Annotated in this window: 25 protein-coding genes; 10 read left to right on the top strand and 15 right to left on the bottom strand. The window is 67.2% G+C overall.

Features of this window, described 5'->3' with window-relative positions; translation table 11 throughout:
- Positions 1–54: 54 nt before the first annotated feature.
- Positions 55–1,719, top strand: a complete 1,665-nt coding sequence (locus tag BCY78_RS11975) for a chloride channel protein (protein ID WP_068301965.1) — start codon at positions 55–57, stop codon at positions 1,717–1,719.
- A gap of 172 nt (positions 1,720–1,891) precedes the next feature.
- Here BCY78_RS11975 and purS read toward each other — a convergent pair whose 3' ends face one another.
- On the bottom strand, positions 1,892–2,131 hold the full coding sequence (gene purS / locus BCY78_RS11970) for a phosphoribosylformylglycinamidine synthase subunit PurS (RefSeq protein WP_068301964.1): 240 nt from the start codon (positions 2,129–2,131) through the stop codon (positions 1,892–1,894).
- An 11-nt stretch (positions 2,132–2,142) separates the two neighbouring features.
- Complete coding sequence (purC, locus tag BCY78_RS11965) at positions 2,143–2,904, bottom strand: phosphoribosylaminoimidazolesuccinocarboxamide synthase (RefSeq protein ID WP_068301961.1); 762 nt, start codon at positions 2,902–2,904, stop codon at positions 2,143–2,145.
- Between the two features lie 267 nt (positions 2,905–3,171).
- On the opposite strand from purC, the gene BCY78_RS11960 reads away from it, so the two are divergent.
- The 3 genes from BCY78_RS11960 to BCY78_RS11950 all read left to right on the top strand — a co-directional run bounded on the left by BCY78_RS11960 (position 3,172) and on the right by BCY78_RS11950 (position 6,661).
- Positions 3,172–3,486 (top strand): DUF1476 domain-containing protein, encoded by a 315-nt coding sequence (locus tag BCY78_RS11960; protein WP_068301958.1) that lies wholly within the window; start codon positions 3,172–3,174, stop codon positions 3,484–3,486.
- Positions 3,487–3,644: 158 nt separating this feature from the next.
- A complete protein-coding gene (gene bmt / locus BCY78_RS11955) occupies positions 3,645–4,685 on the top strand; it encodes a betaine--homocysteine S-methyltransferase (RefSeq protein WP_068301954.1) in 1,041 nt (346 codons plus the stop codon).
- A 140-nt stretch (positions 4,686–4,825) separates the two neighbouring features.
- Positions 4,826–6,661, top strand: coding sequence for a M3 family oligoendopeptidase (locus tag BCY78_RS11950; RefSeq protein ID WP_068301951.1), 1,836 nt, complete (start codon positions 4,826–4,828; stop codon positions 6,659–6,661).
- A gap of 100 nt (positions 6,662–6,761) precedes the next feature.
- Here BCY78_RS11950 and BCY78_RS11945 read toward each other — a convergent pair whose 3' ends face one another.
- From BCY78_RS11945 to BCY78_RS11930, 4 genes are all read right to left on the bottom strand, one after another.
- Positions 6,762–8,489 (bottom strand): thiamine pyrophosphate-binding protein, encoded by a 1,728-nt coding sequence (locus tag BCY78_RS11945; RefSeq protein ID WP_199523145.1) that lies wholly within the window; start codon positions 8,487–8,489, stop codon positions 6,762–6,764.
- Positions 8,486–10,051 carry a class I adenylate-forming enzyme family protein gene (locus tag BCY78_RS11940; RefSeq protein ID WP_068301948.1) on the bottom strand — a complete coding sequence of 522 codons (1,566 nt, stop codon included), beginning with the start codon at positions 10,049–10,051 and terminating at the stop codon, positions 8,486–8,488. The genes BCY78_RS11945 and BCY78_RS11940 overlap by 4 nt, the downstream gene beginning before the upstream one ends.
- A 60-nt stretch (positions 10,052–10,111) precedes the next feature.
- Positions 10,112–10,801, bottom strand: coding sequence for a GntR family transcriptional regulator (locus tag BCY78_RS11935; protein WP_068301944.1), 690 nt, complete (start codon positions 10,799–10,801; stop codon positions 10,112–10,114).
- A gap of 109 nt (positions 10,802–10,910) precedes the next feature.
- On the bottom strand, positions 10,911–11,489 hold the full coding sequence (locus BCY78_RS11930; protein WP_068301938.1) for a thymidine kinase: 579 nt from the start codon (positions 11,487–11,489) through the stop codon (positions 10,911–10,913).
- A gap of 107 nt (positions 11,490–11,596) precedes the next feature.
- Between BCY78_RS11930 and BCY78_RS11925 the strand changes: the two genes are divergently transcribed.
- The gene (locus tag BCY78_RS11925) at positions 11,597–12,223 is read left to right on the top strand and encodes a LysE family translocator (RefSeq protein ID WP_068301935.1); all 627 of its coding nucleotides are present in this window, start codon (positions 11,597–11,599) and stop codon (positions 12,221–12,223) included.
- 5 nt (positions 12,224–12,228) lie between these two features.
- On the opposite strand, the gene BCY78_RS11920 is transcribed toward BCY78_RS11925, so the two are convergent.
- Complete coding sequence (locus BCY78_RS11920) at positions 12,229–12,657, bottom strand: peptidylprolyl isomerase (protein ID WP_068301927.1); 429 nt, start codon at positions 12,655–12,657, stop codon at positions 12,229–12,231.
- A gap of 319 nt (positions 12,658–12,976) precedes the next feature.
- Positions 12,977–14,146, bottom strand: a complete 1,170-nt coding sequence (locus BCY78_RS11915) for an alpha-hydroxy acid oxidase (protein WP_068301925.1) — start codon at positions 14,144–14,146, stop codon at positions 12,977–12,979.
- 131 nt (positions 14,147–14,277) lie between these two features.
- Between BCY78_RS11915 and argC the strand changes: the two genes are divergently transcribed.
- Positions 14,278–15,195, top strand: a complete 918-nt coding sequence (gene argC, locus BCY78_RS11910; RefSeq protein WP_068301924.1) for an N-acetyl-gamma-glutamyl-phosphate reductase — start codon at positions 14,278–14,280, stop codon at positions 15,193–15,195.
- 375 nt (positions 15,196–15,570) lie between these two features.
- Here argC and BCY78_RS11905 read toward each other — a convergent pair whose 3' ends face one another.
- The 4 genes from BCY78_RS11905 to BCY78_RS11890 all read right to left on the bottom strand — a co-directional run bounded on the left by BCY78_RS11905 (position 15,571) and on the right by BCY78_RS11890 (position 19,196).
- Positions 15,571–17,457: a PhoX family phosphatase gene (locus tag BCY78_RS11905; protein WP_068301923.1), complete on the bottom strand. Its 1,887-nt coding sequence runs from the start codon at positions 17,455–17,457 to the stop codon at positions 15,571–15,573.
- A gap of 182 nt (positions 17,458–17,639) precedes the next feature.
- Positions 17,640–18,137, bottom strand: coding sequence for an RES family NAD+ phosphorylase (locus BCY78_RS11900; RefSeq protein ID WP_068301920.1), 498 nt, complete (start codon positions 18,135–18,137; stop codon positions 17,640–17,642).
- Positions 18,134–18,610, bottom strand: coding sequence for an antitoxin Xre/MbcA/ParS toxin-binding domain-containing protein (locus tag BCY78_RS11895; protein WP_068301917.1), 477 nt, complete (start codon positions 18,608–18,610; stop codon positions 18,134–18,136). The genes BCY78_RS11900 and BCY78_RS11895 overlap by 4 nt, the downstream gene beginning before the upstream one ends.
- Before the next feature lie 88 nt (positions 18,611–18,698).
- Positions 18,699–19,196, bottom strand: coding sequence for a MarR family winged helix-turn-helix transcriptional regulator (locus BCY78_RS11890; protein WP_068301914.1), 498 nt, complete (start codon positions 19,194–19,196; stop codon positions 18,699–18,701).
- A gap of 94 nt (positions 19,197–19,290) precedes the next feature.
- Here BCY78_RS11890 and BCY78_RS11885 point away from each other — a divergent pair, with 94 nt between their 5' ends.
- Entirely contained in the window at positions 19,291–20,139 is an 849-nt protein-coding gene (locus tag BCY78_RS11885) for an EamA family transporter (protein WP_068301912.1), read from the top strand.
- Between the two features lie 2 nt (positions 20,140–20,141).
- Here BCY78_RS11885 and BCY78_RS11880 read toward each other — a convergent pair whose 3' ends face one another.
- The 3 genes from BCY78_RS11880 to BCY78_RS11870 all read right to left on the bottom strand — a co-directional run bounded on the left by BCY78_RS11880 (position 20,142) and on the right by BCY78_RS11870 (position 22,018).
- Complete coding sequence (locus BCY78_RS11880) at positions 20,142–20,630, bottom strand: GNAT family N-acetyltransferase (RefSeq protein WP_068301909.1); 489 nt, start codon at positions 20,628–20,630, stop codon at positions 20,142–20,144.
- Positions 20,631–20,743: 113 nt separating this feature from the next.
- Positions 20,744–21,535 carry a tryptophan synthase subunit alpha gene (gene trpA / locus BCY78_RS11875; protein WP_068301907.1) on the bottom strand — a complete coding sequence of 264 codons (792 nt, stop codon included), beginning with the start codon at positions 21,533–21,535 and terminating at the stop codon, positions 20,744–20,746.
- Between the two features lie 69 nt (positions 21,536–21,604).
- A complete protein-coding gene (locus BCY78_RS11870) occupies positions 21,605–22,018 on the bottom strand; it encodes a VOC family protein (protein WP_068301904.1) in 414 nt (137 codons plus the stop codon).
- Positions 22,019–22,117: 99 nt separating this feature from the next.
- Between BCY78_RS11870 and BCY78_RS11865 the strand changes: the two genes are divergently transcribed.
- The 3 genes from BCY78_RS11865 (at position 22,118) to ychF (ending at position 24,703) form a co-directional block, all read left to right on the top strand.
- A complete protein-coding gene (locus BCY78_RS11865; protein ID WP_139103155.1) occupies positions 22,118–23,053 on the top strand; it encodes a glutaminase in 936 nt (311 codons plus the stop codon).
- A gap of 67 nt (positions 23,054–23,120) precedes the next feature.
- On the top strand, positions 23,121–23,531 hold the full coding sequence (locus BCY78_RS11860; protein WP_068301899.1) for a CopD family protein: 411 nt from the start codon (positions 23,121–23,123) through the stop codon (positions 23,529–23,531).
- Between the two features lie 74 nt (positions 23,532–23,605).
- On the top strand, positions 23,606–24,703 hold the full coding sequence (ychF, locus tag BCY78_RS11855; RefSeq protein WP_068301896.1) for a redox-regulated ATPase YchF: 1,098 nt from the start codon (positions 23,606–23,608) through the stop codon (positions 24,701–24,703).
- Positions 24,704–25,014 lie beyond the last annotated feature (311 nt).

The following is a 25,014-nucleotide window of genomic DNA, read 5'->3' as shown; positions in this document are numbered from 1 at the left end:
CAAGCTCTTGCAACCTCCGGCATTCTGCGCTTGTGAGGACGGGAAGGAGTCGCCATGCCACGCCCCGTTCCCCGCCTGAAGATCCTGCGCCTCGCGCAGCTGTGGCTGAAGCGCATCCGCCTGCATGGCCCCGACGAGCTGCAATTCTGGATGATCGCCTTCATCCTCGGCACGCTCGGCGGCCTGGCTGCGGTGGTGTTCCGCCTTGGGATCACGGGGCTGGAGAGCCTGCTCTACGATGCGCAGAACCACGCCGTGCTGGCCCGCGCCGCCGCGATGCCTTGGTGGGCGCTGATCGCCATTCCCGCGACCGGAGGCTTGGTCGTCGGCCTGATCCTGCACCGCTTCACCCCCGACGGCCGCGTGCGCGCCGTGGCCGATGTGATCGAGGGCGCCGCCCTCCACCGCGGCCGGGTGGAAATGCGCGAGGGGTTGGCCTCGGCTTTCGCGTCGATGATCACGCTGGGATCGGGCGGATCGGCGGGACGCGAGGGGCCGGTCGTCCACCTCGCCGCCGTGATTTCCACCCGCATCGCCGAACGCATCCACGCCAACGGGGTCACCGGGCGCGACCTTCTGGGCTGCGCGGTGGCAGCGGCGGTGTCGGCCTCGTTCAATGCCCCCATCGCCGGGGCGATCTTCGCGATGGAGGTGGTGCTACGCCATTACGCGCTGCACGCCTTCGCGCCGATTGCCATCGCCTCGATCATGGGCACGCTGGTCAACCGGCTGGCTTTCGGGGATGTCGCCGAGTTCACCCTGCCGGTGCGCAACATGGTCGCCTTCTACTGGGAGATCCCGGCCTATCTGATCCTCGGACTCGTGTCCGGGCTGGTGGCCTTGGCACTGATGCGGGCGATCTTCTGGACCGAGGATACCGCCAACCGCCTGCAGCGCCGCACCGGGCTGCCCCGCTGGCTGCGCCCTGCTCTGGCCGGAGCGCTGGTCGGGGCCATCGCCATCGCCGCCCCGCAGGTGATCGGCATCGGCTACGAGGTGACCACCTTGGCGCTGACCGGCCGCATCGGCCTCACCGAGGCGATCCTGATCGCCGTCGCGAAGGTCGTTGCTGTCTCGATCACCTTGGGCGGCCGCATGGGCGGCGGGGTCTTCTCACCGGCGCTGGTGGTGGGGTCGCTGACGGGGCTCGCCTTCGGGCTGATCGCGACGGGGCTGATCCCGGCCTATTCCGGCAGCGCCACGACCTATGCGCTGGCCGGGATGGGCGCCGTCGCGGCTGCGGTCCTCGGCGCGCCGGTCTCTACCACGCTCATCGTGTTCGAGCTGACCGGTGACTGGCAGACGGCGATTGCCGTGATGGCCGCGATCTCCACCGCCTCGGCCGTGGCCAGCCGCTTCGTCAAACGCTCGTTCTTCCTGACCCAGCTGGCGCGCCGCGACGTGCGCATCGCCCAAGGCCCACAAGAATACCTGCTGCAATTGGTCCATGTCGGCACCGCGATGCGCAGAGCTGGCCAACAAGGCGCACCGGACCAAGAGGCCCTCGAAGCCCTTGCCGCCGAGGGCCGCTCGATCCCCGCCGGCTCGCGCCTGAAACCCGCCCTGCGCCTGTTCGAACGCACCAGCGCCAGCCACCTCGCCGTCACCCAGCTTGGCGCGGATGGCACCCTGCGCGTCATAGGCTCGCTCAGCCATGTCGACGCGCTCCGGGCCTTCAACCAGGCCCTGGCCGCCACGGCCGCCGAGGAACATTCCTGACCCCGGCCAGAAGCCCCGCGCCCCTTGCATCTTCGTTCCGAAAATATCCTGGGGGGTGAATTTGCGCAGCAAAGAGGGGGGCAAAGCCCCCCTTCCCCGGTCGCCCGAGAGCTGCTGGCCGCACGCCTGCCGGTCGAGGGCGAAACCCCTCCCCCGACACGCCGCGCCGCGATCAGACCAGCTCGACCTCGTAGCGTTCGATCACGGTGTTGGCGAGAAGCTTCTCGCACATCGCCTTGACCGCCACCTCGGCCGCCGCGCGGTCGGTTTCGGCCAGATCGAGCTCGATCACCTTGCCCTGACGGACCGCCTCGACCCCGTCGAAACCCAAGGCACCCAGAGCATGGCGCACGGCTTCGCCCTGGGGGTCCAGAACACCGGTTTTCAGCATGACATGAACACGCGCTTTCATCGGGTCGTCCCTCAGTTCATCAGTTTCGGCTTGGTGATCGGAGTCGCGTTCGAGGGCATCACGCCCAGACGCCGCGCCACCTCGGTATAGGCTTCCGACAGGTTGCCCAGATCGCGGCGGAACACGTCCTTGTCCAGCTTCTGGCCGGTCTTCGCATCCCACAGGCGGCAGCTGTCCGGCGAGATCTCGTCGGCCACGACAAGGCGCATGAAATCGCCGTCATAGATCCGGCCGATCTCGATCTTGAAGTCCACCAGCTTGATGCCGACGCCCATCATCACGCCCGACAGGAAGTCGTTCACACGCAGGGCCAGCGCGACGATATCGTCGAGATCCTGATGCGTGGCCCAGCCGAAGGCGAGGATATGCTCTTCGCTGACCATCGGGTCATGCAGCTCGTCGTTCTTGTAGTAGAATTCGACGATCGGGCGCGGCAGGGGCGTGCCCTCCTCGATGCCCAGACGCTTCGAGATCGAACCGGCAGCGATGTTGCGCACGACCACTTCCAGCGGGATGATCTCGACGGCGCGGATCAGCTGCTCGCGCATGTTGATGCGCTTGATGAAATGGGTCGGCACGCCGATCTCGTTGAGACCGGACATGAAATACTCGGACAGGCGGTTGTTCAGGACACCCTTGCCCTCGATCTGGGCTTTCTTCGCCCCGTCGCCGGCACTGGTGTCGTCCTTGAAGTACTGAACATAGGTTCCGGGTTCCGGGCCTTCGTAAAGGATCTTGGCCTTGCCCTCGTAAACCTTGGTGCGTCTCGCCATGTCAGGTGATTCCCCGATGGGCCCGCGGCGGCGCGCAGGCGTCTGAAGTCAGCCCCGCCTATACGCCAAGCGGCCCCGGCCCGCAAGCATGGGCCCCCGATCCTCAGCCCCGCAAGGCCGCGAGGCGCCCGATGCGGCCAAATGCCTCGCCGCGGCTGCAAAGAATGCTTGCAGCACCGGGGCGCAATGCCCATATCTGGGGCCGAATTATCCCCGCACCGGTGCCTCGCCGCACCGCTGCGACCACCGTTGAGAAAGGCCCGTGACATGACCACCTTCGACGATCGCGAGAACGCATTCGAAGCGAAATTCGCCCATGACGCCGAGATGGCCTTCAAAGCCGTCGCCCGCCGCAACAAGGCCGTCGGCGCTTGGGCGGCCGGCCTGCTGGGCCTCGAAGGGGATGCGGTTGCCGCCTACCAGATGGCCGTGATCACCGCCGATTTCGAAGAAGACGGCGACGAGGACGTGATCCGAAAGCTGGTCAAGGACCTCGACGGCAAGGCCTCGGAAGCCGAGATCCGCGCCAAGATGGCCGCGATCCTGATCGAGGTGAAGGACAAGATGGTCCGCGAGGGCTGATCGCCCTTGCCCACCCGCCTCTGCCCTGCCCGCCTGAAGCCTTCTGCATGAACTTCATGAGTGCGCCGCATTTGCGCCCGGGGCCCCGATATGCGACAAGACAGACGCGCCGCATTCCGCGGCGCGTTTTGCATTGACCGAACCTTTCCGAGGAACCGATGTCCGTGAAGCCCGATCCCCTGAGCGCCCTCCTTGCCGAGCGCGGCGTCCTGCTGGCCGATGGCGCCACCGGCACCAACCTGTTCAACATGGGCCTTTCCTCGGGCGATGCGCCCGAATTCTGGAACGTGGATCACCGCGACCGGATCACCACACTCTATGCCTCGGCGGTCGAGGCGGGTTCGGACCTGTTCCTGACCAACACCTTCGGCGGCAACGCCAGCCGCCTGAAGCTGCACAACGCGCAGGACCGCGTGCGGGAACTCAACCGCGTGGGCGCCGAGATTGGCCGCGAGGTGGCTGACAAGGCCGGCCGCAAGGTGCTGGTCGCGGGCTCGATGGGCCCGACCGGCGAGATCATGGCGCCGATGGGCAACCTGACGCATGAGCTGGCCGTCGAGATGTTCCACGAGCAGGCCGAGGGTCTGAAAGAGGGCGGCGCAGATGTCCTGTGGGTCGAGACGATCTCGGCGCCCGAGGAATACAAGGCCGCCGCCGAGGCCTGCGCCATGGCGGGCATGCCCTGGGTCGGCACCATGAGCTTCGACACCGCGGGCCGCACCATGATGGGCGTGACCTCGGCCGATTTCGTCAAGCTGGTCGGCAAGCTGGCCAATCCGCCCGTGGCCTTCGGCGCCAATTGCGGCGTCGGCGCTTCGGATCTGATGCGCACCGTGCTGGGCTTCATGGCGCAGGGTCCGGAACTGCCGGTCATCGCCAAGGGCAACGCGGGCATCCCGAAATATGTCGACGGCGCCATCAAGTATGACGGCACGCCCGAGCTGATGGCCGAATATGCCGTCCTTGCCCGCGATGCCGGCGCGAAGATCATCGGCGGCTGCTGCGGCACCATGCCCGTGCACCTGCGCGCCATGCGCGAGGCGCTGGATACCCGCCCGGTGGGCGAGCGCCCGACGCTGGAGCAGATCACCGCCGCCCTCGGCGCCTTCTCCTCGGCGCAGGACGGGACCGAGGTCACCGGTTGCGGCGACCCCACCCACAACCACGGGCGTGAGCGCCGCGGCCGCCGCCGGACCTGATCACCCGACCACATCGTGCAAGACGCCCGGCCCCGTGCCGGGCGTTTCGCGTTTACGCCCCCTTCAGCCTGACCGCGCGGCCCGCTTGCACCCCCGCCCCAGCCTGACTACATCTTGGGCAACCCAAGGAAAGGTGACCCATGTTCCGACTGCCCGCTCTGACCGATCTTCGCCGCTTCGATGCCGATGTCTCGGGCAAGGCCCTCGGAAATCTCCCGGAATGGGACCTCAGCGACCTTTATCCCTCGCAGGACGCGCCCGAGGTTGATCGCGACCTCGACTGGCTGGATCAGGCCTGCGCCGATTTCGCTGCGGCCTATGAGGGCAAGCTCGACACGCTCGACGCGGAGGCGATGCTGACGTGCATCCGGGATTACGAGGAAATCGACATCATCGCCGGCCGCCTGATGAGCTTCGCCGGCCTGCGCTATTACCAGATGACCACCGACAGCGAGCGCGCCAAATTCATGGCCGACGCGCAGGACCGGGTGACCGTCGCCACGACGCCTCTGGTGTTCTTCTCGCTCGAGATGAACCGGATCGAGGACGCGCGGATGGAGGCGCTGCTGACAGCCAATGCCGATCTGGCCCGCTACCGCCCGGTGATCGAACGCATGCGCGCCATGCGCCCGCACCAGCTGTCGGACGAGCTGGAGAAATTCCTGCACGACCAATCCACCGTCGGCGCCGCCGCCTGGAACCGACTGTTCGACGAGACCATGGCCGGCCTGTCCTTCGAGGTTGAAGGCGAGGACGAGGAACTGCCGCTTGAGGCCACGCTGAACCTGCTGACGGACCCGGCCCGCGCCAAGCGCGAAGCTGCCGCCCAGTCGCTGGCCGGTGTCTTCGAGAAGAACATCCGCCTCTTCACCCGCGTCCACAACACGCTGGCCAAGGAGAAGGAGATCTCGGACCGCTGGCGCAAGATGCCCTCGCCGCAACATGGCCGCCACCTGTCGAACCATGTCGAGCCCGAGGTCGTCGAGGCCCTGCGCAACGCCGTTGTCGCCGCCTATCCGCGCCTCTCGCACCGCTATTACGCGCTGAAGGCGAAATGGCTGGGGCTGGAGCGGCTGGAGATCTGGGACCGCAACGCGCCCCTGCCCTTGGAGAACCCGCGCCTGATCGGCTGGGACGACGCACGCGAGACGGTGATGAACGCCTATGCCGAATTCGACCCGCGCATGGCCGAGCTTGCGAAACCCTTCTTCACCGATGGCTGGATCGACGCGGGCGTGAAGACCGGCAAAGCGCCGGGCGCCTTCGCGCATCCGACCGTCACGACCGTGCATCCCTATGTGATGCTGAACTACCTCGGCAAACCGCGCGACGTGATGACGCTGGCGCATGAGCTGGGCCATGGCGTGCACCAGCGCCTCGCGGCGGGTCAGGGTGAACTGCTGTCGTCGACCCCGCTGACGCTGGCCGAGACGGCCTCGGTCTTCGGCGAGATGCTGACCTTCCAGCGCCTTCTGGCCAATGCCAAGACCAAGGCCGAGCGCAAGACGCTGCTGGCCGGCAAGGTTGAGGACATGATCAACACAGTCGTGCGCCAGATCGCCTTCTACGACTTCGAGTGCAAGCTGCACGCCGCGCGCCGCGAGGGGGAACTCACCCCCGACGACATCAACGCGCTGTGGATGTCGGTGCAGGCGGAAAGCCTCGGGCCGGTGTTCCGCTTCATGGACGGCTACGAGACCTTCTGGTCCTACGTGCCCCACTTCGTGCACTCGCCCTTCTACGTTTACGCCTATGCCTTCGGCGACGGGCTCGTGAACGCGCTCTACGCCGCCTACAAGGACGCGCCCGAGGGCTTCCAGGACAAGTATTTCGAGATGCTCTCGGCGGGCGGCTCGAAGCACCACAAGGAGCTGCTCGCGCCCTTCGGCCTCGACGCTTCGGACCCGGCTTTCTGGGACAAAGGTCTGTCGATGATCTCGGGCTTCATCGACGAGCTGGAGGCGATGGAGGACTGATCCGCAACAGCGGCTCCCCTTCCGACCAACGTCAAGGGCCGAGGCGGCGATCTGCCCCCTCGGCCCTTGTCATTTTGGCCGTCACTCAGGCCGTCCGCGATCACTCCCGCCGTCGACGCTCGGCATCGTCCCACGCCGTCAGCGCCTGATAATCGGGCACGAATCCCAGCCCCTTACGCGCATCAGACGAGACCGCATCCTGCGAGGTGACTACGTCGATCACCGCCGGCGCATTCTCCAGCCCCCGACGGATCGCCGCGGCCAGTTCTGCCGGATCCTCGACCCGCTCGCCATGCGCGCCGAGGGCCCGGGCCATGGCCGCGTAATCGGAATGGCGCAGGGTGGTTCCCAAGACGCGGCCGCCGTAGTTGAACTCCTGATCGAAGCGTTCGATGTTCCAGGCCGCGTTGTTCGAGACGATGAACACCGCCTTGGCCCCGTGCCGCACCGCGGTGTCGATCTCCATCGCGTTGATGCCATAGGCCCCGTCGCCATTGACCGAGATCACCTGCCGTCCCGGAAACGCCAGCGCCGCCGCGACGGCGAAGGGCACCCCGACCCCGAGGCAGCCAAACGCCCCGGCATCCATATAGGTCGAGGCCGTCAGCCCGACGCGCGCGAAGCTCAACAGATCGCCCCCGTCGGCGACGGCGATGTGATCGGGCTCGACCACCTCTTGCAGCGCCTCGAAGATCGCCATCGGATGGATCTTGCCGTCGCTGCCGCGCTGCGGCCCGTTGCGGGCCTTGCCCTGCGCGATCCGGTCGCGGTGTTTGGCGCGCAGCCCCTCCAGCCAGGCCTCGTCGCGCGCGCCAGGGGTACCGGCCAAGCCCGCCGTGATCGCCTCCAGCGCCGTGGCAACCGGCGCGAGGATCTCGGGCGTGCCGCGTCGGTTGTCGACCAGCTCGCCCGCCGTATCGGCGATGCGCAGGAACCGGGCCTGCGGGAAAACCGCCGGAGAGCCGAAGCCTAGCTGGTAGTCCAACTTCCGCCCCAGCGTGATCACCAGATCCGCCTGTGCCATGGCCGCCGCCCGGACCGCGCCGACGACCGAGGGGTGCCCGGCGTCGACCAACCCGCGACTTTCCTGCGTATCGAGGTAGAGCGCATCCGCCGCGTCAAGGAACGCGGTCAACGCGGCCCCGGCCCCGCACGCGCCACGACCGCTGACCACCAAGGGGCGCTTGGCCGCGCGGATCGCCGCGATCGCCTCATCGATGCGCGCGGGTTCGGGCGCAGGCAGGCGCGGCGGTTTGGGGTCGATCCAGTCCTGCGGGATCAGCGTTGCAGCCACGCGTTGACGCAGCACATCGGTCGGCACCTCCAGATAGACCGGCCCCGGCTCGCCCATATCCCCCATCGCCCGCGCAATGGCTTCGTCCAGCTCGCGGATCGCCTGCTCCGCGACGCGGGCGGTGCGGGAATAGCGCGTCACCGGCTTCATGATCTCGACATGCGGGATGTCCTGCAACGGGCCCATGTTCGCCTGTGGCCGCGAGGTACAGCCGCCGATCAGCAGCAGCGGCACCCGCGCGAGGGCCGCATTGGCGATGCCGGTCACGCAATTGGTCACGCCGGGTCCGGCCGTGACCATCGCCACGCCAAAGCCGCCCGTCAGCTCGGCATGGGCATGGGCCATATGGACCGCGGCGCCTTCGTCGCGGACATCGATGATGCGGATGCCGCGGCGACCCAGATGGTCCCAGATCGGCTGGATATGCCCGCCCTGCAGGCCGAAGACGCGATCCACACCGCGCGCGGCAAGGACATGGGCGATCCACGCCGCCACGGTATCGTCATGCAGGTTCAGGTCCTGACGGTCGGTCATGCGCTCTCTCCTTCGCGGCGTTCGGCCAATGTGTCCCGCAAGACCCGGTGCAGGATCTTGCCGGTCGCGTTGCGGGGCATTTCGCCGGGGGCAAGGAAGGTGATGCGCTTCGGGCGCTTGAACCCGGCCAGCCGGCTTCGGCACCAGTCGATCAGCGCCTCGGCACTGGTCTCGGCGCCGTCGCGCAGGACCACGGCAGCCTCGACCCGCTCGCCCCAGCGGTCATCCGCGACGCCCACCACCGCTACGTCGCGCACCGAGGGATGCTGGCCCAACACGGCCTCCACCTCGGTCGGATAGACATTCTCGCCGCCGGTGATGATCATGTTCTTCTTGCGGTCGATCAGCTTGATGAAGCCCTGCGGATCGCGCAGCGCCATGTCCCCCACGCTGAGGTAATCGCCGCGAAAGGCCTCGGCCGTCTTCTCGGGCAGGTTCCAATAGCCCTCGAAGGCATAGGGGCCGCAGGAGTAAAGCTCGCCCACCGTGCCGTCGGGCACCTCGTTCCCGGCCTCGTCCAGCAGGCGGATCGGGGCCGAGCCGATGACCTCGCGCCCGACGGATCCCAGATGGTCGAATTGCTCGTCGGGATGCAGCATGGTCACCCACCCCGCCTCGGTCGAGCCATAGAGCTCGAACAGGCCCGAGTTCGGGAACATGTCCATCACTGCCCGCTTGGTCTCGATCCGGGCGGGCGCCGAGGAGATCATCAGCTTCGCCACCCGTCCGAAATCCGCCGCGCCCCGGTCGGCCTCGGGGATGTCGAGCATCATCATGAAATGTGTCGGCGTCAGCGAGGTGAAGCTGATCCCCAGCGCCCCAATGGTGCGCAGCGCGTGGCCCGCAGCAAAGCTGGCGCGAGAATAGATCGTGTTGCAGGCGCCCGCGAACAGGAACGACGTGAAGAAATTCAGAGAGTTCGCATGGCACATCGGCATCACCAGCAGCGCATCGTCGCCGCGGACGAGCCCCAGTTCCACCGCCGTCATCATCGCCAGCATACCCATGCCGCGATGGCTGCGGATCGCGCCCTTGGGATTGCCCGTAGTCCCCGAGGTGTACATCAGGCACCACGGGTCACCGGGTTGCGGGGCCGTATCGGGTTCGCCCGCGTCACCATTTGCGACCAAGCCCTCATAACTTCCCCAGCCCTCGGCGGCTCCGATCACCACGGCCCGCTCGGACGGCAACGCCAGCGCCCTGCGCAGGGCCTCACCGATGTCGATCAGCGCCTCCTCGCAGATCAAAGCCGAGACCGCACAATCCTGCGCGATGAACTGGGCCTCCGGCGCGGTCAGGCGGAAGTTCAACGGCACCGCGACCAGCCCGGCCTTGGCCACGGCGGCATAGATCTCCGCCCATTCGAGCCGGTTATAGGCCAGCACCGCCACCCGTTCGCCGGGCGTCAGTCCCAGCTTCAGCAGCGCATTCGCCAATTGGCAGGCGCGCTGGTTCCATTGCCGGAAAGTCAGGCTGCGCTCCAGATCGCGCGCGCCGATGCGGTCAGGCTGCACGCGCGCCTGCGCGGACAGCACCTGACCGACCGTCAGGACGTCTTTCATGGGTTCCTCCCCCCGGTGAGACACAAGCGTCGAGGCCTCCCCGCCCCGGCGCGTGTTTGGTCAGGCGCTGGCCGCCTCCATCGCCTCCAGCGCCGCTTGCAGCGTCCCCGCCGCAGACAGGTCGTGATGCACCATCAGCGCCTCGGCCCCTTGCGCATCGCCCCGCGCAATCGCCTCGACGATCTCGGCATGCTGGCGCCAGATTTCGCGCGGCAGGGTCGCGCGGCGCAGAACCTCGCCCATCGCCCGGCGCAGGAAGCGCCAATGCGGCTCGGCCGTCCGCGCCAGCAACGGGTTGCCCGAGGTCTCGTAGATCAAGGTGTGCAGCGCCATGTCGTGGCGCACTTGCCCGGCCACTTCGCCGCTGGATACGGCCGCCTGCCCCGCCTCGAGGATCTGTGCCGCCCGGTCCGAGAAGGATTTGGCCAGCCCCGGCGCCGCCGCAAGCCTGAGGGCCGACAAGCGCGCCGCCAAGCCGTCCAGCGTCGCCCGGATATCGTAGTGATGGCGCATCAACGCCGGATCGAGGGCCGCGACACAGAGACCGCGCCGGCCGATCTCCTCGACCATGCCATCCGCCTTGAGCAAGGCCATTGCCTGCTGGATCGGCTGACGCGAGACGCCGAGCTGCTCGGCCAGTTGCTCCTGCACCAGATGCGCGCCCGCCGGCAGGTCGCCGTCACAGATGCCGGCCACGATGACCTCGTAGACCTGTTCGGCAAGGCTGGGCTTGAGGGCGAGGATCTTCACGGTATCTCCGAATTCTGAATTCAGAATACGGTGACAGCCGGAATGAGTCGTGTCAACATCCCTGACGACAGCGCGTCAGATCGCCCTTTTTCGTTGAAAATTTAGCGGCTTACCGGCCGACAGCTTCCCGCCAGTGCCGCCGGCACAGCGAGACATAGGTCTCGTTTCCGCCGATCTGCACCTGCGCACCGTCCTTCAGGGCCATCCCGTCAGGGCCTTGCCGGATCACCATCGTCGCCTTCTTTCCGCAGTGGCAGATGGTCCGCACTTCCCGCATCTCGTCCGCCAGGGCCAGCAGCGCGGCCGATCCCGGGAACAGCTCGCCACGGAAATCGACGCGGAGACCGTAGCACATGATCGGCACATTCAGATCGTCGACGACCCGCGCCAGATCCCAGACCTGCTCCTTCGACAGGAACTGCGCTTCGTCGATGAAGATGCAGGCCACTGCACCCATCGCCAGCCGCGCCTCGATCTTGGCGAACAGATCCTCGCCCGGTCCGAAGGTATCGGCGTCGGAACCAATGCCGATGCGCGAGCCGACCCGCCCCTCGCCCGCGCGATTGTCGAACTGAGCGGTGATCAGATAGGTGTCCATCCCCCGCTCGCGGTAATTATACGACGCCTGCAAGAGGATCGTCGATTTGCCCGCGTTCATGGTGGAATAGTGGAAATAGAGCTTGGCCATGCCCGGGTCATAGCGCGCAGCTGCCGAGGGGAAAACCCGATTCCCGCCTCTGGACAGCGGGTCGCGGCTCTGTCTTTGCTGAAGGCGCTGAAACAGGGAGCCCTCGCATGGACCTTCACCTCTGGCTGGCCTTCGTCGCCGCCTCGCTCGCCCTTCTGGTCATCCCTGGCCCGACCCTGCTGCTGGTCGTGAGCTACGCCCTGACCCAAGGCCGCCGCGTGGCACTGGCCATGGCGGCGGGTGTTGCGCTGGGGGATCTGCTGGCGATGAGCGCCTCGCTTCTGGGGCTGGGCGCGCTGGTCGCGACCTCGGCGACCCTATTCACTATCTTGAAATGGGTGGGCGCGGTGTATCTGGTGTGGATGGGCATCGGCCTGTGGCGCAGCGCCGGCAAGGCGGGGCTTGCGGGCCTCTCGCGCCCAGAGGACCTGCCGGCCGGTCAGGTGTTCCGCCACGCGGCGCTAGTCACGGTGCTGAACCCGAAGTCCATCGCCTTCTTCGTGGCTTTCGTGCCGCAATTCATCACCCCGGGCGCACCGCTGGCGCCGCAATTCACGGTGATGATCGCCACCTTCGTCAGCATGGCGGCGCTGAACGCGTTGCTCTTCGCCTTGCTCGCCAACCGGATGCGCCGCTTCCTGACAACGCCGCGCTCGGCGGCGGGCGTCACGCGGCTTGGCGGCGCGGCGCTGGTGGGCATGGGCCTGATGACCGCCACCTTGCGCCGCGCCTGAAGCCGTCAGGCGACCGAGACGATCTCGACCGCGAAGGTCAGGTCTTTGCCGGCGAGCGGGTGGTTCGCGTCCAGCACCACATGCTCGTCATTGGCCTCGATCACGGTGACCGGGATCACCTGGCCGTCCGGCGATTGCATCTGCAGCGAAGTGCCGGGCTCGGTCGGGATATGATCCGGGATCTGCGCGCGCGGCACGGCCTGACGGGCGCGCGGATCGGCCTCGCCATAGGCCTCGGCGGCCGGGATGGTCACGGTCTTCTGCTCGCCCTGCGCCATGCCGTCGATGGCGGCGTCGAGGCCGGGAATGATCTGGCCCGAACCCAGCGTGAAGGACAGCGGCTCACGGCCTTCCGAGCTGTCGAAGACGCTGCCGTCGGAAAGCGTGCCGGTATAGTGAAACTGGACGGTGTTACCCGCCGTGGCCTTGGTCATGGATTGCTCCTGATGTCGGGATGAATGGCGGAGGTCGCGTTTCGCGGATTGCTCCGGTGAAGCCCCGACCCTATCAGTCCCGGCCCGGAAGGAAAACCCGAGGGGGCCAATGCACCGCCCCCCTTCATCTTCGTTCCTCAAATATCCCGGGGGTGAGGCCGAAGGCCGAGGGGGCAGAGCCCCCTCCCTTCCTTTTTCGGGGCCGAGCGAAGCGAGGCCCTCCGGTCGCCCGAGACCTGCGTGCCGGAGGCATGCCGGCTGAGGGCGAAACCCCTCCCCCGAATGCAAAAGGGAGGCCCAAGCCCCCCCTTTCATCCCATCACAGAACCACCGTCGGATCGCCGAAGCCCTGCGGCATCAGCAGGTTGTGCTTGCCCAAGGCCTTCACATCCCGCTCGCCACACAGCGCCATGGTCATGTCCAGCTCCTTGCGGATGACCTCCAGCGCCGTGGTCACGCCCTTCTCGCCCATCGCACCAAGGCCATAGACGAAGGAGCGCCCGATCATCGTGCCCTTCGCCCCCAGAGCCAGCGCCTTCAGCACGTCCTGACCCGAGCGGATGCCCGAATCCAGATGCACTTCGATCTCGTCGCCCACGGCGTCCATGATCGACGGCAGCATGCGAATGGAGGACATCGCCCCGTCGAGCTGGCGCCCGCCATGGTTCGAGACGGTGATCGCATCGGCGCCAATTTTCGAGGCCATGACCGCGTCCTCGGGGTCGTTGATCCCCTTGAGGATCAGCTTGCCGCCCCACATGTCGCGCAGCTTCTCGATCTTGCTCCAATCGAGCTGCGGATCGAATTGCTCGGCCGTCCAGGCGCCCAGAGCCGAGGCGTCGCTGACGCCCTTCGCGTGCCCGACGATATTGCCGAAAAAGCGCCGCTTCGTGCCCAGCATCCCCATGCCCCAACGCCATTTGGTCGCCAGATCGGCGATGACCGCGGGGGTCAGCTTGGGCGGGGCCGAGAGGCCGTTCTTCAGGTCCTTGTGCCGCTGGCCCAACAGCTGCAAGTCGAGCGTCAACACCAAGGCCGAGCAGCCCGCATCCTTTGCCCGCTGGATGATCCGGCTGACAAAATCCTCGTCCTTCATCACGTAGAGCTGGAACCAGAAGGGCTTGGTCGTGTGCTCGGCCACATCCTCGATCGAGCAGATCGACATGGTGGACAGGGTGAAGGGCACGCCGAATTTCTCGGCCGCGCGGGCGGCGAGGATCTCGCCATCCGCGTGCTGCATGCCCGTCAGGCCCACGGGCGCCAGCGCCACCGGCATCGAGACTTTCTCGCCGATCATCGTCGATTCCGTGGTGCGGTTCGACATGTCCACGGCGACGCGCTGGCGCAGGTGGATCTTCTGGAAATCCGTCTTGTTCTCGGTGAAGGTCTGCTCGGTCCAACTGCCGGATTCGCAGTAATCGTAGAACATCTTCGGCGCGCGGCGCTTGTAGAGCCGGTGAAGATCCTCGATCGTGGTGATGACGGCCATCTGCCCCTCCCGAATTGGTCAAGTTTCCTTACCGCTCGACCGTGGCCAACGCAAGTCTGATCGCGTCAGACTTTCCTTGCCCCATGCCCCCGCTTGCCCTATCTCACGGGCATCCATGAAAGGGTTTTCCGATGGCACACAAGGTCTTCATCGATGGCGAAGTCGGCACCACGGGTCTGCAGATCCGCGAGCGCCTGGCCCCGCGCGAGGATATCAGCCTCGTGCAGGTCGCGCCTGAGCGCCGAAAGGACCCTGAGGCCCGCCGCGAAGCCCTCGCCGAAGCGGATGTTGCGATCCTGTGCCTGCCCGACGAGGCCGCCAAGGAAGCCGCAGCCCTCGCCGCGCCCTACGGCACGCGGCTGATCGATGCCTCGACGGCGCATCGCGTCGACCCGGACTGGGTCTTCGGCTTCCCCGAGATGAGCAAGGGCCAGCGCGCGGCCTTGTCGCAAGCGACCCGCGTGTCGAACCCGGGCTGCTGGTCGACCTGCGCCATCGCGCTGATCCGCCCGCTGGTCGAGGCCGGTCTCATTGACCCGGCCTCGCCGCCGGCGATCTCGGGCGTGTCGGGCTATACCGGCGGCGGCAAATCGATGATCGCGGAGTACGAGACCGGCGAAGTGCAGGGTTCGTTCCTTTACGGCGTGACGCAGGGCCACAAGCACCTGCCCGAAATCAAGCTGCACGGCAACCTGTCGACGGTGCCGGTCTTCGTGCCGTCCGTCGGGCAGTATGCACAGGGGATGGCCGTCGTGCTGCACATGCGCGATCTCGGCGAGACCGGGATGAAAGCGGCCGAGGAAGCGCTGCGTGCCGCCTATGAGGGCGAACGCTTCGTCGCCGTCGTCGATCCCGCCACGCATGAGCCGCGCGTCTGGCCCGAGCGCCTGAACGGCACCAACCGGCTGGAGCTGTCGGTGCATGGCAACGCGAAAAGCGGGGCGGCGACGCTGGTTGCAGTGCTCGACAATCTCGGCAAGGGCGCCTCGGGCGCGGCGGTGCAGAACCTCAACATCCTCCTAGGGGTGGATGAGGGCACCGGCCTCTGACATCGGGCGCAAAGGTGGGGTGAAACCCCACCCTACGCCGGCTCGGCTCGTTGAAACCGGGCCAGCGACAGCCCGTGGATTGGCGCCTCGACTTGCGCGGACGCATGTGTGTCGCCGGAGCGATCTGGCACGACAAACGGCGCCCTCCGCCAGTCCTGAACGGCCCGCGCCGCCGCTAGCCTCTCTCGGCGCGGCGTAGGGTGGGGTTTCACCCCACCTGCCCCGCTCATCACTATTCCCCTATGCCGACGAGGCCCGCACCCCTGCCCCTGCCCGCAGGAGGTGCGGCCCATCCTTTACGACCCACGCCCCCGAAACGGCGAAGGCCGGACATCCCATCGGATGCCCGGCCCCCTTATCTCACCCCGAAGAGCGTCAGCCGACCAGCGCGCCGTCTTCCCGCGTCACCGCGATCAGCGCCGAGCGCGGCAGACCCGACCCCGTCGGCCACGAGCCGCCCGGATGCTGGATGCCGACGAACATCGTGCGGCGGTCGGTCGACCAGGCCAGACCTGTCACTTCCGAGCCATTCGGCCCCGTCAGGAAGCGCGCGATCTCGCCCGAAACCGGGTCGCCCGCCAGCATCTGGTTGTTGCCTTGACCGGCGAAGTCACCTTCGTTCGAATCGTCGCCATCGGTCTGGATCCACAGCAGACCCGTCGTGTCGAAGGCCATGCCATCGGGCGAGTTGAACATGTTGCCCGCGGTGACATTCTCCGAGCCGCCATAGGCGTCCGAATGCACCGAGGGGTTGCCCGCCATCACATAGAGATCCCAGTCGAAGGTGGTGCCGGCATGATCGTCGTCATGCGGGAACCAGCGGACGATCTGACCAAACTGGTTGGCTTCGCGCGGGTTCGGGCCGCCGACCGGGGTCTCGTCGCCACCGGCGTTGGTCCGGGTGCCGCGACGGGTGTTGTTGGTCAGCGCGCAATAGACTTCGCAGGCATGCGGGTTGGCCGACACCCATTCCGGGCGGTCCATGGTCGTCGCGCCGACGGCCGAGCCGGCGGTCCGGGCGAAGATCAGGATCTCGACGGCGTCCATGCCCGTGGTCTCCGGCGTCAGGGCCAGCCATTCGCCGGTCATGTCGTCGTTGAACTTGGCGACATAGAGCTGCCCGTCATCCAAGAGACCCTCGGTCGAGCCGCCCGGAACATAGACCCCGTTCGAGACGAACTTGTACAGGAACTCGCCCCGCTCGTCGTCGCCCATGTAGACCACGACACGGCCGTCACGGGCCAGCACGACCTCGGCATTCTCGTGCTTGATGCGGCCCAGACCGGTGTGCTTGACCGGCGCGGCATCGGGGTTGGTCGGGTCGATTTCGACGACCCAGCCGTGACGATGCGGCTCGTTCGGGTTGGCCGAGACGTCAAAGCGCGCATCATGCTTGTGGTAATCGTAGCCCCAGCCGTCAGCGCCGATACCATAGCGGGTGTACCCGCCGGCCAGCGTCTCGTCCGAGGGCATCTCGCCGGTCGCGCCGAAGTAGCCGTTGAAGTTCTCTTCGCAGGTCAGATAGGTGCCCCAGGGCGTCGTGCCCGAGCCGCAGTTGTTCAGCGTGCCCAAAGCCTGCATGCCCGAGGCATCGGCCGAGGTCTGCAGCAGCGCATGGCCGGCCGCCGGACCCACCAGCGTCATCGGCGTGTTGTGGTGGATGCGGCGGTTGAAGGGGCTGTCGACAACGACCTTCCAGCCGCTCTCGTCCTCGGCCACTTCCATCACGGTGACGCCCTGCAGGTTCTGCAGCTTCAGAACATCCGCGGCCGAGGCCGGAACGCCCTCTTGCGCCGCGGGCAGGTTGATGTCGTTGTTGGTGTATTCGTGGTTCACCGCGATCAGCTGATGCCCGCGGTACGAGAAGGTTTCCATGCCATCGGTGTTCTCGCCGAAGATGCGGTCCGAAGCCTCGACCGGGCCGCCCTCGGCCACGTCATAGCCGGCGGCATTGCCGAACAGGGCGTCGCCCCATTTGGCCAGAACCTGCACCTTGTAGCCCGCGGGCACATGGACCTCGAAATCGGTCTGCGCGTCGATCGGGGTGAAGGGGAAGCGCGCGGTCGTCTGCGCCAGCGCCGCGCGCGGCGACAGGATGCCGGTGCCCATGACAGCCGCACCCGAACCGAAGGCCAGAATGCCGGCCATGAAGCCACGGCGGCTGAGGGCGCGCTCGACCACGCGGTCGAAATCGTTCTCGGCCGGACGCGGGAAGTTCACTTCATCCCATTCGTCGGCGCTGAGCTTGGTCTTGTCGGTCATCTGGCTACCCGTTTCCTTGGTTGCGAGTCTTGGCTCGCGCGCACCATCGGGAAACACGGAAACAGCGCGGTTACAGCCCCATGACGGATCGATGACAAAGCGACATCCTGCCTGCGTCTTTGTGCTGCAAATATCCTAGGGGGTGAGGCCGAAGGCCGAGGGGGGCAAAGCCCCCCTTCTCGCTACCCTGCCGGATGCAGCCTCGGGTCCAGCGCGAAGGCCTCTTGTCCCATCTCCTCGAACCCCGCCGCCGTTGCCAGGAACACCAAGTTCCAACTGTGGCGCGAGACGACCGAGGGCACCAGCATCGCCCCGTGCTCGCGCAAGACCTGAGCACCGAAGGCCTGCTGCCCCGCACTGACCACCCCCGGCACCAACCAGTTGGCGTTGGGCACATCGCCCGCCCCCACGACCTTCAGCGTCTGAGGATCGGCCCAGCGGGCACGGGTCAGCACATGCGGCTCGGTATCGAGCGCCGTGAACCCCTTGTGGACCGCCACTTCCAGAATGGCCGTCGCCGGGTCCAGCGCGGCATAGACGGCGCGCATCCCCTTGGGATTCCAGCGCCCACCAACCTGATAGGCCCCCTCGCCGCTGGCCCAGCTGGCGGCATGGCGGGCCCGGTCCAGCCGCCACAGGGTGATCCCGCCCGCGCCCAGAGGCGGCGGCAATGGGATCACGAATACACCCCGTAATCGAGCCGGGTCAGCAGATCCTCGACCAGCTCCACCCCCGCCGCCGTGCCCAGCAATTCGATCGGCCGGCGCTGATCCAACGCGGGGGCCGGGCGCTGCAACCAGGCGACGGCCTCGTCCTGCGAGCCCAGAACCTCGGTTGCCCGCGCGACGATCTCGGCGAATTTCCACGCGCGGTTCGATTGCTCGGCGTTGAGCGCCTTGTCCGAGGCCCCGGCCCGCCGCTGCACCGTGCGCAGGCTCACCCCCAGCGCGCGATCGAGCACCTCACCCGAAGAGGTCAGGAACGGAAACTCGCGCAGCAAGGTCGTCAAGGCGGTGCCCGGCAAACCCTCGGCCAACGCATCATGCGCCTCGATCCGCGAGCTGAGCGGGCGGCGGAACGCACGCTCACCGCCCAGCAGCGCCATGGTGCGCGCCAGCAGCGTGTCCGTCGGGAAGATTTCCTGTACCGCCATCACAGCCTCCGATGCCCGGCGCCGCATTGGCGACACCTGTCGCATCAGATATGACAGCTGTCGCGCCGGATTTCAAGGTCGCAGCCCGTCAGCCGGCAACGTCCCCCTCGAACGCCGCGAGCCAGACGCGCAACGCCGCATCCATCGGACCGCGCAAATCCTCGGGCAACAGCGCCACCAGCCGCGCCTGATTGGCGACATGCTCGGCCACCACCTGGTCGATCAGCGCGAAGCCCGCAGGCGTCAGGGCCACGACCGAGCCACGCCCGTCCTCGGGATTGGCCCGCCGTTCAATGAGCCCCGCCTCCTCCAGCCGGTCCAGCCGGTTGGTCATCGTCCCCGAGGTCACCATCGTCCAGCCGATCAGCGCCGAGGGGCTAAGGGCATAGGGCGCCCCCGCCCGCCGCAGCGTGGCCAGCACGTCGAAGCTGGCCGCGGTCAGGTCATGCGCCTTGTAGACCTCGGCGACCTCGGCCAACAGATGATCGGCCAGCCGCTTCAGCCGCCCCAACGTCGCCATCGGCCCGACGTCGAGGTCCGGCCTCTCGGCATTCCATTGCGCGACGATGCGGTCCACTTGATCCATGCTCCGTTTCTAACCCGAGATCCCTTGACGTCAAGATTTCTCCAGTTATCTCGACGTCGAGATAGTTATCTTGACGTCAAGACAGGAGATCCCGATGTCCCGCAGCCTCGACATGGCCCTCGCCGCCTCGGCCCCCGCGATCTGGGGCAGCACCTATATCGTCACGACGCAGATGCTGCCGCCCGGCACGCCGCTGACCGATGCGGCGCTCCGCGCCCTGCCCGCCGGCCTGCTGCTGATGGCGCTGACCCGGCAGCTGCCGTCACGCGACTGGTGGGGGAAGCTGTTGATCCTCGGCGCGCTGAATTTCGCGCTGTTCTGGGGCGCGCTGTTCATCGCCGCCTATCGCCTGCCCGGCGGGGTCGCGGCGACTTTGGGCGCGGTGCAGCCGCTGATCGTGCTGTTCCTCGCCCGTTTCGCGCTGGGCACACCGCTATCGGCGCGCGGCGTTGCGGCGGCGCTGATCGGCATCCTCGGCGTGGCGCTGCTGGTGCTGGGACCAACGGCGGCGCTGGACCCGCTGGGGATGGCGGCGGCGCTTCTGGGCGCGGTGTCGATGGCCACGGGCGTGGTGCTGACGCGCAAATGGCGGCCCGAGGTCTCGGCCCTGACCTTCACCGCCTGGCAATTGACGGCGGGCGGACTGTTGCTGCTTCCCGTGGCCCTGGCGCTGGAACCCGCCCTGCCCGCGATGAGCCCGCTCAACATCGCAGGCTTCCTGTGGCTGGGGCTCATCGGCGCGGCGCTGAGCTATGTCTTCTGGTTTCGCGGCATCGAGCGGCTGGGACCGGCCACGGTTACCAGCTTCGGCTTCCTCAGCCCGCTGACCGCAGTGCTGCTGGGCTGGGCCATCGCCGGCGAGGCGCTGACGCCCGTGCAATTGGCCGGGGCGGCGATCGTGCTGGGCTGTGTCTGGCTCGGCAGCCGCCCGCGCCGGGCGTGAGATCAGACGACCGGCGGGAAGGCCTTCACGTCGAGCGGCCCGCGCGGCCCCGGCCCTTCGCGGCAGGTGACGAAACCCATCGCCGCGTAATAGGCCCGGGCCGGGGTGTTGTCGGCCCCGATGCAGGCCTCGACATGCGGCAGGCCTGCGGCGGCGATGGCCTTGCGCGTCTCGGCGAACAGGCCCCGGCCGATGCCCTTGCGCGGCGCATCCGGCGCGACATGGGTGCCGATCGAGCCGCGGCCTTCGGGCGTGCCATAGGGATTGCCGGCCTTGGCGTGCCCCAGCCACTGGAAGCCCAGCACACGGCCCGCACCATCCACGGCAACCGTGCAGGCGACGCGCTGCGGGTTGTCCAGATAGGCGCTCTCAATATAGGCCCGGTCCGAGGGCAGCACGCGGATCCCGGCCGCAGCCAGCGCCTCGGTCACGCGGGTCATGCCCTCGGCATCCTCGGGGCGGGCTTCGCGGTAGGTGATGGCATCGGTCATGGGGCACTCCTGTCTGCGGCAGGAAGGAAAGCAACGACGCCCGCCAAGTCAAGGCGTTGACATGAAAAACGGGCCCCGAGGGGCCCGCCTGATCACCGCAGCAAAGGGCCGGATCAGCCCTTATGCGCGCCCTCGGCCAGCGAGGCGACGAAGGCCAGAACCTCGGCCACCGGCTTGCCCTCGCCGATCTGCTTGACGATGGCCGAGCCGACGACCGCGCCATCGGCGACCGAGGCGATGGACTGCGCCTGCTCGGGGGTGTTGATGCCGAAGCCGACGATCACCGGCAGATCGGTCTGCGCCTTGATCCGCGCGACCTCGGGGGCCACGTCGCCCGCCTGCGCGGCGGCCGAGCCGGTGATCCCGGTGATCGATACGTAATAGACGAAGCCCGAAGTATTGGTCAGCACCGCCGGCAGACGCTTGTCATCGGTGGTCGGCGTGGCGAGGCGGATGAAGTTCATCCCGGCGGCCTGTGCGGGCAGGCAGAGCTCGCTGTCTTCCTCGGGCGGCAGGTCGACGACGATCAGGCCGTCGATACCGGCGTCGGTCGCGTCCTTGAGGAAGCGCTCGACGCCGCGCGAATAGATCGGGTTGTAATAGCCCATCAGCACGATCGGCGTGGTCGCATCGCCCTCGCGGAAGGCGCGGACCATCTCCAGCACCTTGGCCATGGTCATGCCGCCGTCCAGCGCGCGCTGCCCGGCCAGCTGGATCGTCGGGCCGTCGGCCATCGGATCGGTGAAGGGCAGGCCCAGCTCGATGATGTCGACGCCGGCGCCCGGCAGACCCTTCATGATCTCCAGCGAGGTCGCCATGTCGGGGTCGCCGCCCATCATGTAAGCCACGAAAGCCTTGCGCTTCTCGGCGCGCAGGCGGGCGAAAGTGTCGTCGATCCGTGTCATCAGGGCCCCCGTCGGTCTCGGCCACAGGCCTTGCATGGGAGCGCGGGGGAAATCAAGGGCGAAGGCGCCTCAGCGCAGGCCCTCGCTCTCCTTCATCACGATCCAATGCGTGCCGAAGCGGTCACGGAGCATCCCGAACCCCTCGGAGAAGAAGCTCGCGCCGAATTCATGGATCACGTCGCCGCCCTCCATCAGCCGGTCATAGATCCGTCGCGCGGCCTCGACGCTGTCCAGAAGCACGGTGACCGAGAAGGCCTTCTGCGGGTCGCCCTCGAAGCCCAGCGGGAAGTCCGAGGCCATCAGCAGCCCGCCCGCGATCTCGACATGGGCATGCATCACCCGCTCTCCCGCTGGCCCCTGAGGCCCGCCGGGGGCCTGCCCGAAGGTCATGATCTTGGGCGCGGGCGCGTCGAAGACCTCGGCATAGAAGGCGAGCGCCGGGGCGCATTGGCCCTGAAAGTGGATATAGGGATGCAGGCTCATGGGATCCTCCGGTTGCCGTGCCAACCTGCGCCGATCTTGCCTTTCGCGCAAGAAATCCCCGTGACAGCCGGGCCCGGGCCAGCGTATCTCCGCCCGATGATGGACCTCGACCTGCCCCTGATCGTCACCGAGATCGCCGCCGAGATGGCTGCGGAAACCGAACGCGGCGCGGTCGCGGATTACATCCCGGAGCTGGCGCGGGTCGATCCCGGCCAGTTCGGCCTCGCGCTATCCCTGCCCGACGGCCGGGTGATCGCGGCGGGCGATACCGAGGTGCCCTTCTCGATCCAGAGCATTTCCAAGGTCTTCACGTTGGCCCTTGCGCTGGGACGGCATGGCGACAGCGTCTGGTCGCGCGTCGGACGCGAGCCCTCGGGCGATCCGTTCAACTCGATCGTGCAGCTGGAGCACGAGCGCGGGAAGCCCCGCAATCCCTTCATCAACGCCGGCGCCATCGCCGTCACCGATGCGCTGCTGTCCCACTACGCCCCGCGCGAGGCTCTGGGCGAGATCCTGCGATTTCTGCGCTACCTCTCGGGCGACGAGGATATTGCCATCGACCCCGCCGTCGCCGCCTCGGAACAGGAGACGGGGTTTCGCAATGTGGCGCTGGCGAATTTCATGCGTTCCTACGGCATCGTCACGGGTGAGCCAGCGAAGGTGCTGGGCGTCTATTTCCACCATTGCGCGATTGCGATGACGGTGCGCCAATTGGCCCGTGCGGCGCGGTTTCTGGCCTTCGACGGGCGGCTCGGGCCCGAGGGGCCGCGCGCCGTCTCGCCCCGGATGGCGCGGCAGATCAACGCTTTGATGCTGACCTGCGGGCATTACGACGGCTCGGGCGAATTCGCCTTTCGCGTTGGTTTGCCGGGGAAAAGCGGCGTTGGTGGCGGGATCATGGCGGTGGCACCGGGACAGGCCGCCATCGCCTGCTGGTCACCGGGGCTGAACGCGGTCGGAAACTCGCTCCTCGCCTCGACGGCGCTCGAGCGGCTGGCCGAGCGGACGGGCTGGTCGGTCTTCACCGCGCGATGATGCCTCTCGCGCTAAAGGCGCGGCAACCCCTCTTGCGCCGGGCGGCGCATCGCGGCATCACAGCCGCATGGATTGGGTTCTCATCATTCACATTCTCTGCGTCATGGGCTGGATGACTTCCATCTTCGCCGTGCCGCGCGCGCTGATCTACTGGAAGCGGGCCGCCGCAGGAGGCGACGCCACCCAGATCGGCGAGCTGACCTACCGGCTCTATCGCTTCTCTTCTGGCCTCGGGATCCTCGCGGCGATCACCGGGCTTTGGATGGCCTGGTCGCTCTGGAGCTTCGCGCCCTGGACCCATCTGAAGATCACCCTCGTGGCCCTTCTGGCCGCGCATTACGTCTACACTGGCCTGATGGTCGGCCGGGCGAAACGCGGCGAGTTCCGTGAAAGCGACATGTTCCTGCGCATCTTCAACGAGGTCAGCGTGATCGGCGTGATCGCGATCCTCTGGGTCGTGGTCGTCAAACCCTTCTGAGCCCCCATCCGGCCCTTGCCGCCAAGCCCGCAAGGCCCTAGAAGCGGCGCGAAACCAGCGCCGGAGGGTATGAGATGGGCTTCAAGATGGGCATCGTGGGTCTGCCGAATGTCGGCAAGTCGACCCTGTTCAACGCGCTGACCAAGACCGCCGCCGCGCAGGCTGCGAACTTCCCCTTCTGCACCATCGAGCCGAATGTCGGCGAAGTGGCCGTGCCCGATGCGCGCATCGACACGCTGGCCTCGATTGCCGGCTCGAAGCAGATCATCCCGGCACGGATGACCTTCGTCGACATCGCCGGCCTCGTGCGGGGCGCCTCGAAGGGTGAAGGCCTCGGCAACCAGTTCCTCGCCAATATCCGCGAATGCGACGCCATTGCCCATGTGCTGCGCTGCTTCGAGGATGGCGACATCACCCATGTCGAAGGCCGTATCGACCCGGTGGCAGATGCCGAGACGATCGAGACCGAGCTGATGCTTGCCGACCTCGAGTCGATCGAACGTCGCCGCGCCAATCTCGCGCGCAAGCTGAAGGGCAATGACAAGGAAGCCGCCGATCAGGATCGCCTGCTGGCGCTCGCGCAGAAGACGCTGGAAGACGGCAAGCCGGCCCGGACGGTCGAGGTCTCCGAGGATGACCAGAAGGCCTGGAAAATGCTCCAGCTTCTGACCTCGAAGCCGGTGCTCTATGTCTGCAACGTCGAGGAATCGGCGGCCTCGGAAGGCAATTCGCAATCCGCCCGCGTGGCCGAGATGGCGGCGCAGCAAGGCGCGGGCACGGTGGTGATCTCGGCCCGGATCGAGGAAGAGATCAGCCAGCTCGACGCCGAGGAAGCCGCGATGTTCCTCGATGAGATGGGTCTGGAAGAGGCTGGCCTCGACCGCCTGATCCGCGCGGGCTACGCGCTTCTGGGCCTGCAGACCTATTTCACCGTGGGCCCCAAGGAGGCGCGCGCCTGGACGATCCGCAAGGGCATGCTGGCGCCGCAGGCGGCGGGCGTCATCCATGGCGATTTCGAGAAGGGCTTCATCCGCGCCGAGACCATCGCCTATGACGATTACGTCGCGGGCAAAGGCGAGAGTGGCGCGAAGGAAGCGGGCAAGTTCCGCGTCGAGGGCAAGACCTACGAGGTCAAGGACGGCGACGTCCTGCACTTCCTGTTCAACGCCTGACCACCGCGCGGGTGAGAGGTTTCGCCCTCACCCGGCATGGCTCCGCCACGCAGGTCTCGGGCGACCGGGCGGCTCGCTACGCTCGCCGGAAGAGGGGGGCTCTGCCCCCCGCCTTCGGCTCCCCCCGGGATATCTACGGAACGAAGATGAACAAAAGGCGCGCGCCTGTCTAACCTTGTTCCAAGTACTCAAGCGACGCATGATACCGGCGCCTGCGTTTCATTCTGCTTCCGATACTCAGAAACCCTAGCCTATCCACACCACCCTTAGGCAGGAGCACGGGCGGCCGGAGCGCGCGGGCGGGTGGGTGG

The sequence above is a fragment of the Pararhodobacter sp. CCB-MM2 genome (genome assembly GCF_001691415.1).
Lineage (GTDB): Bacteria > Pseudomonadota > Alphaproteobacteria > Rhodobacterales > Rhodobacteraceae > Pararhodobacter.
Note: the sequence above shows the minus strand (reverse complement) of the source record. Positions and strands in the feature narration are given on the sequence as shown.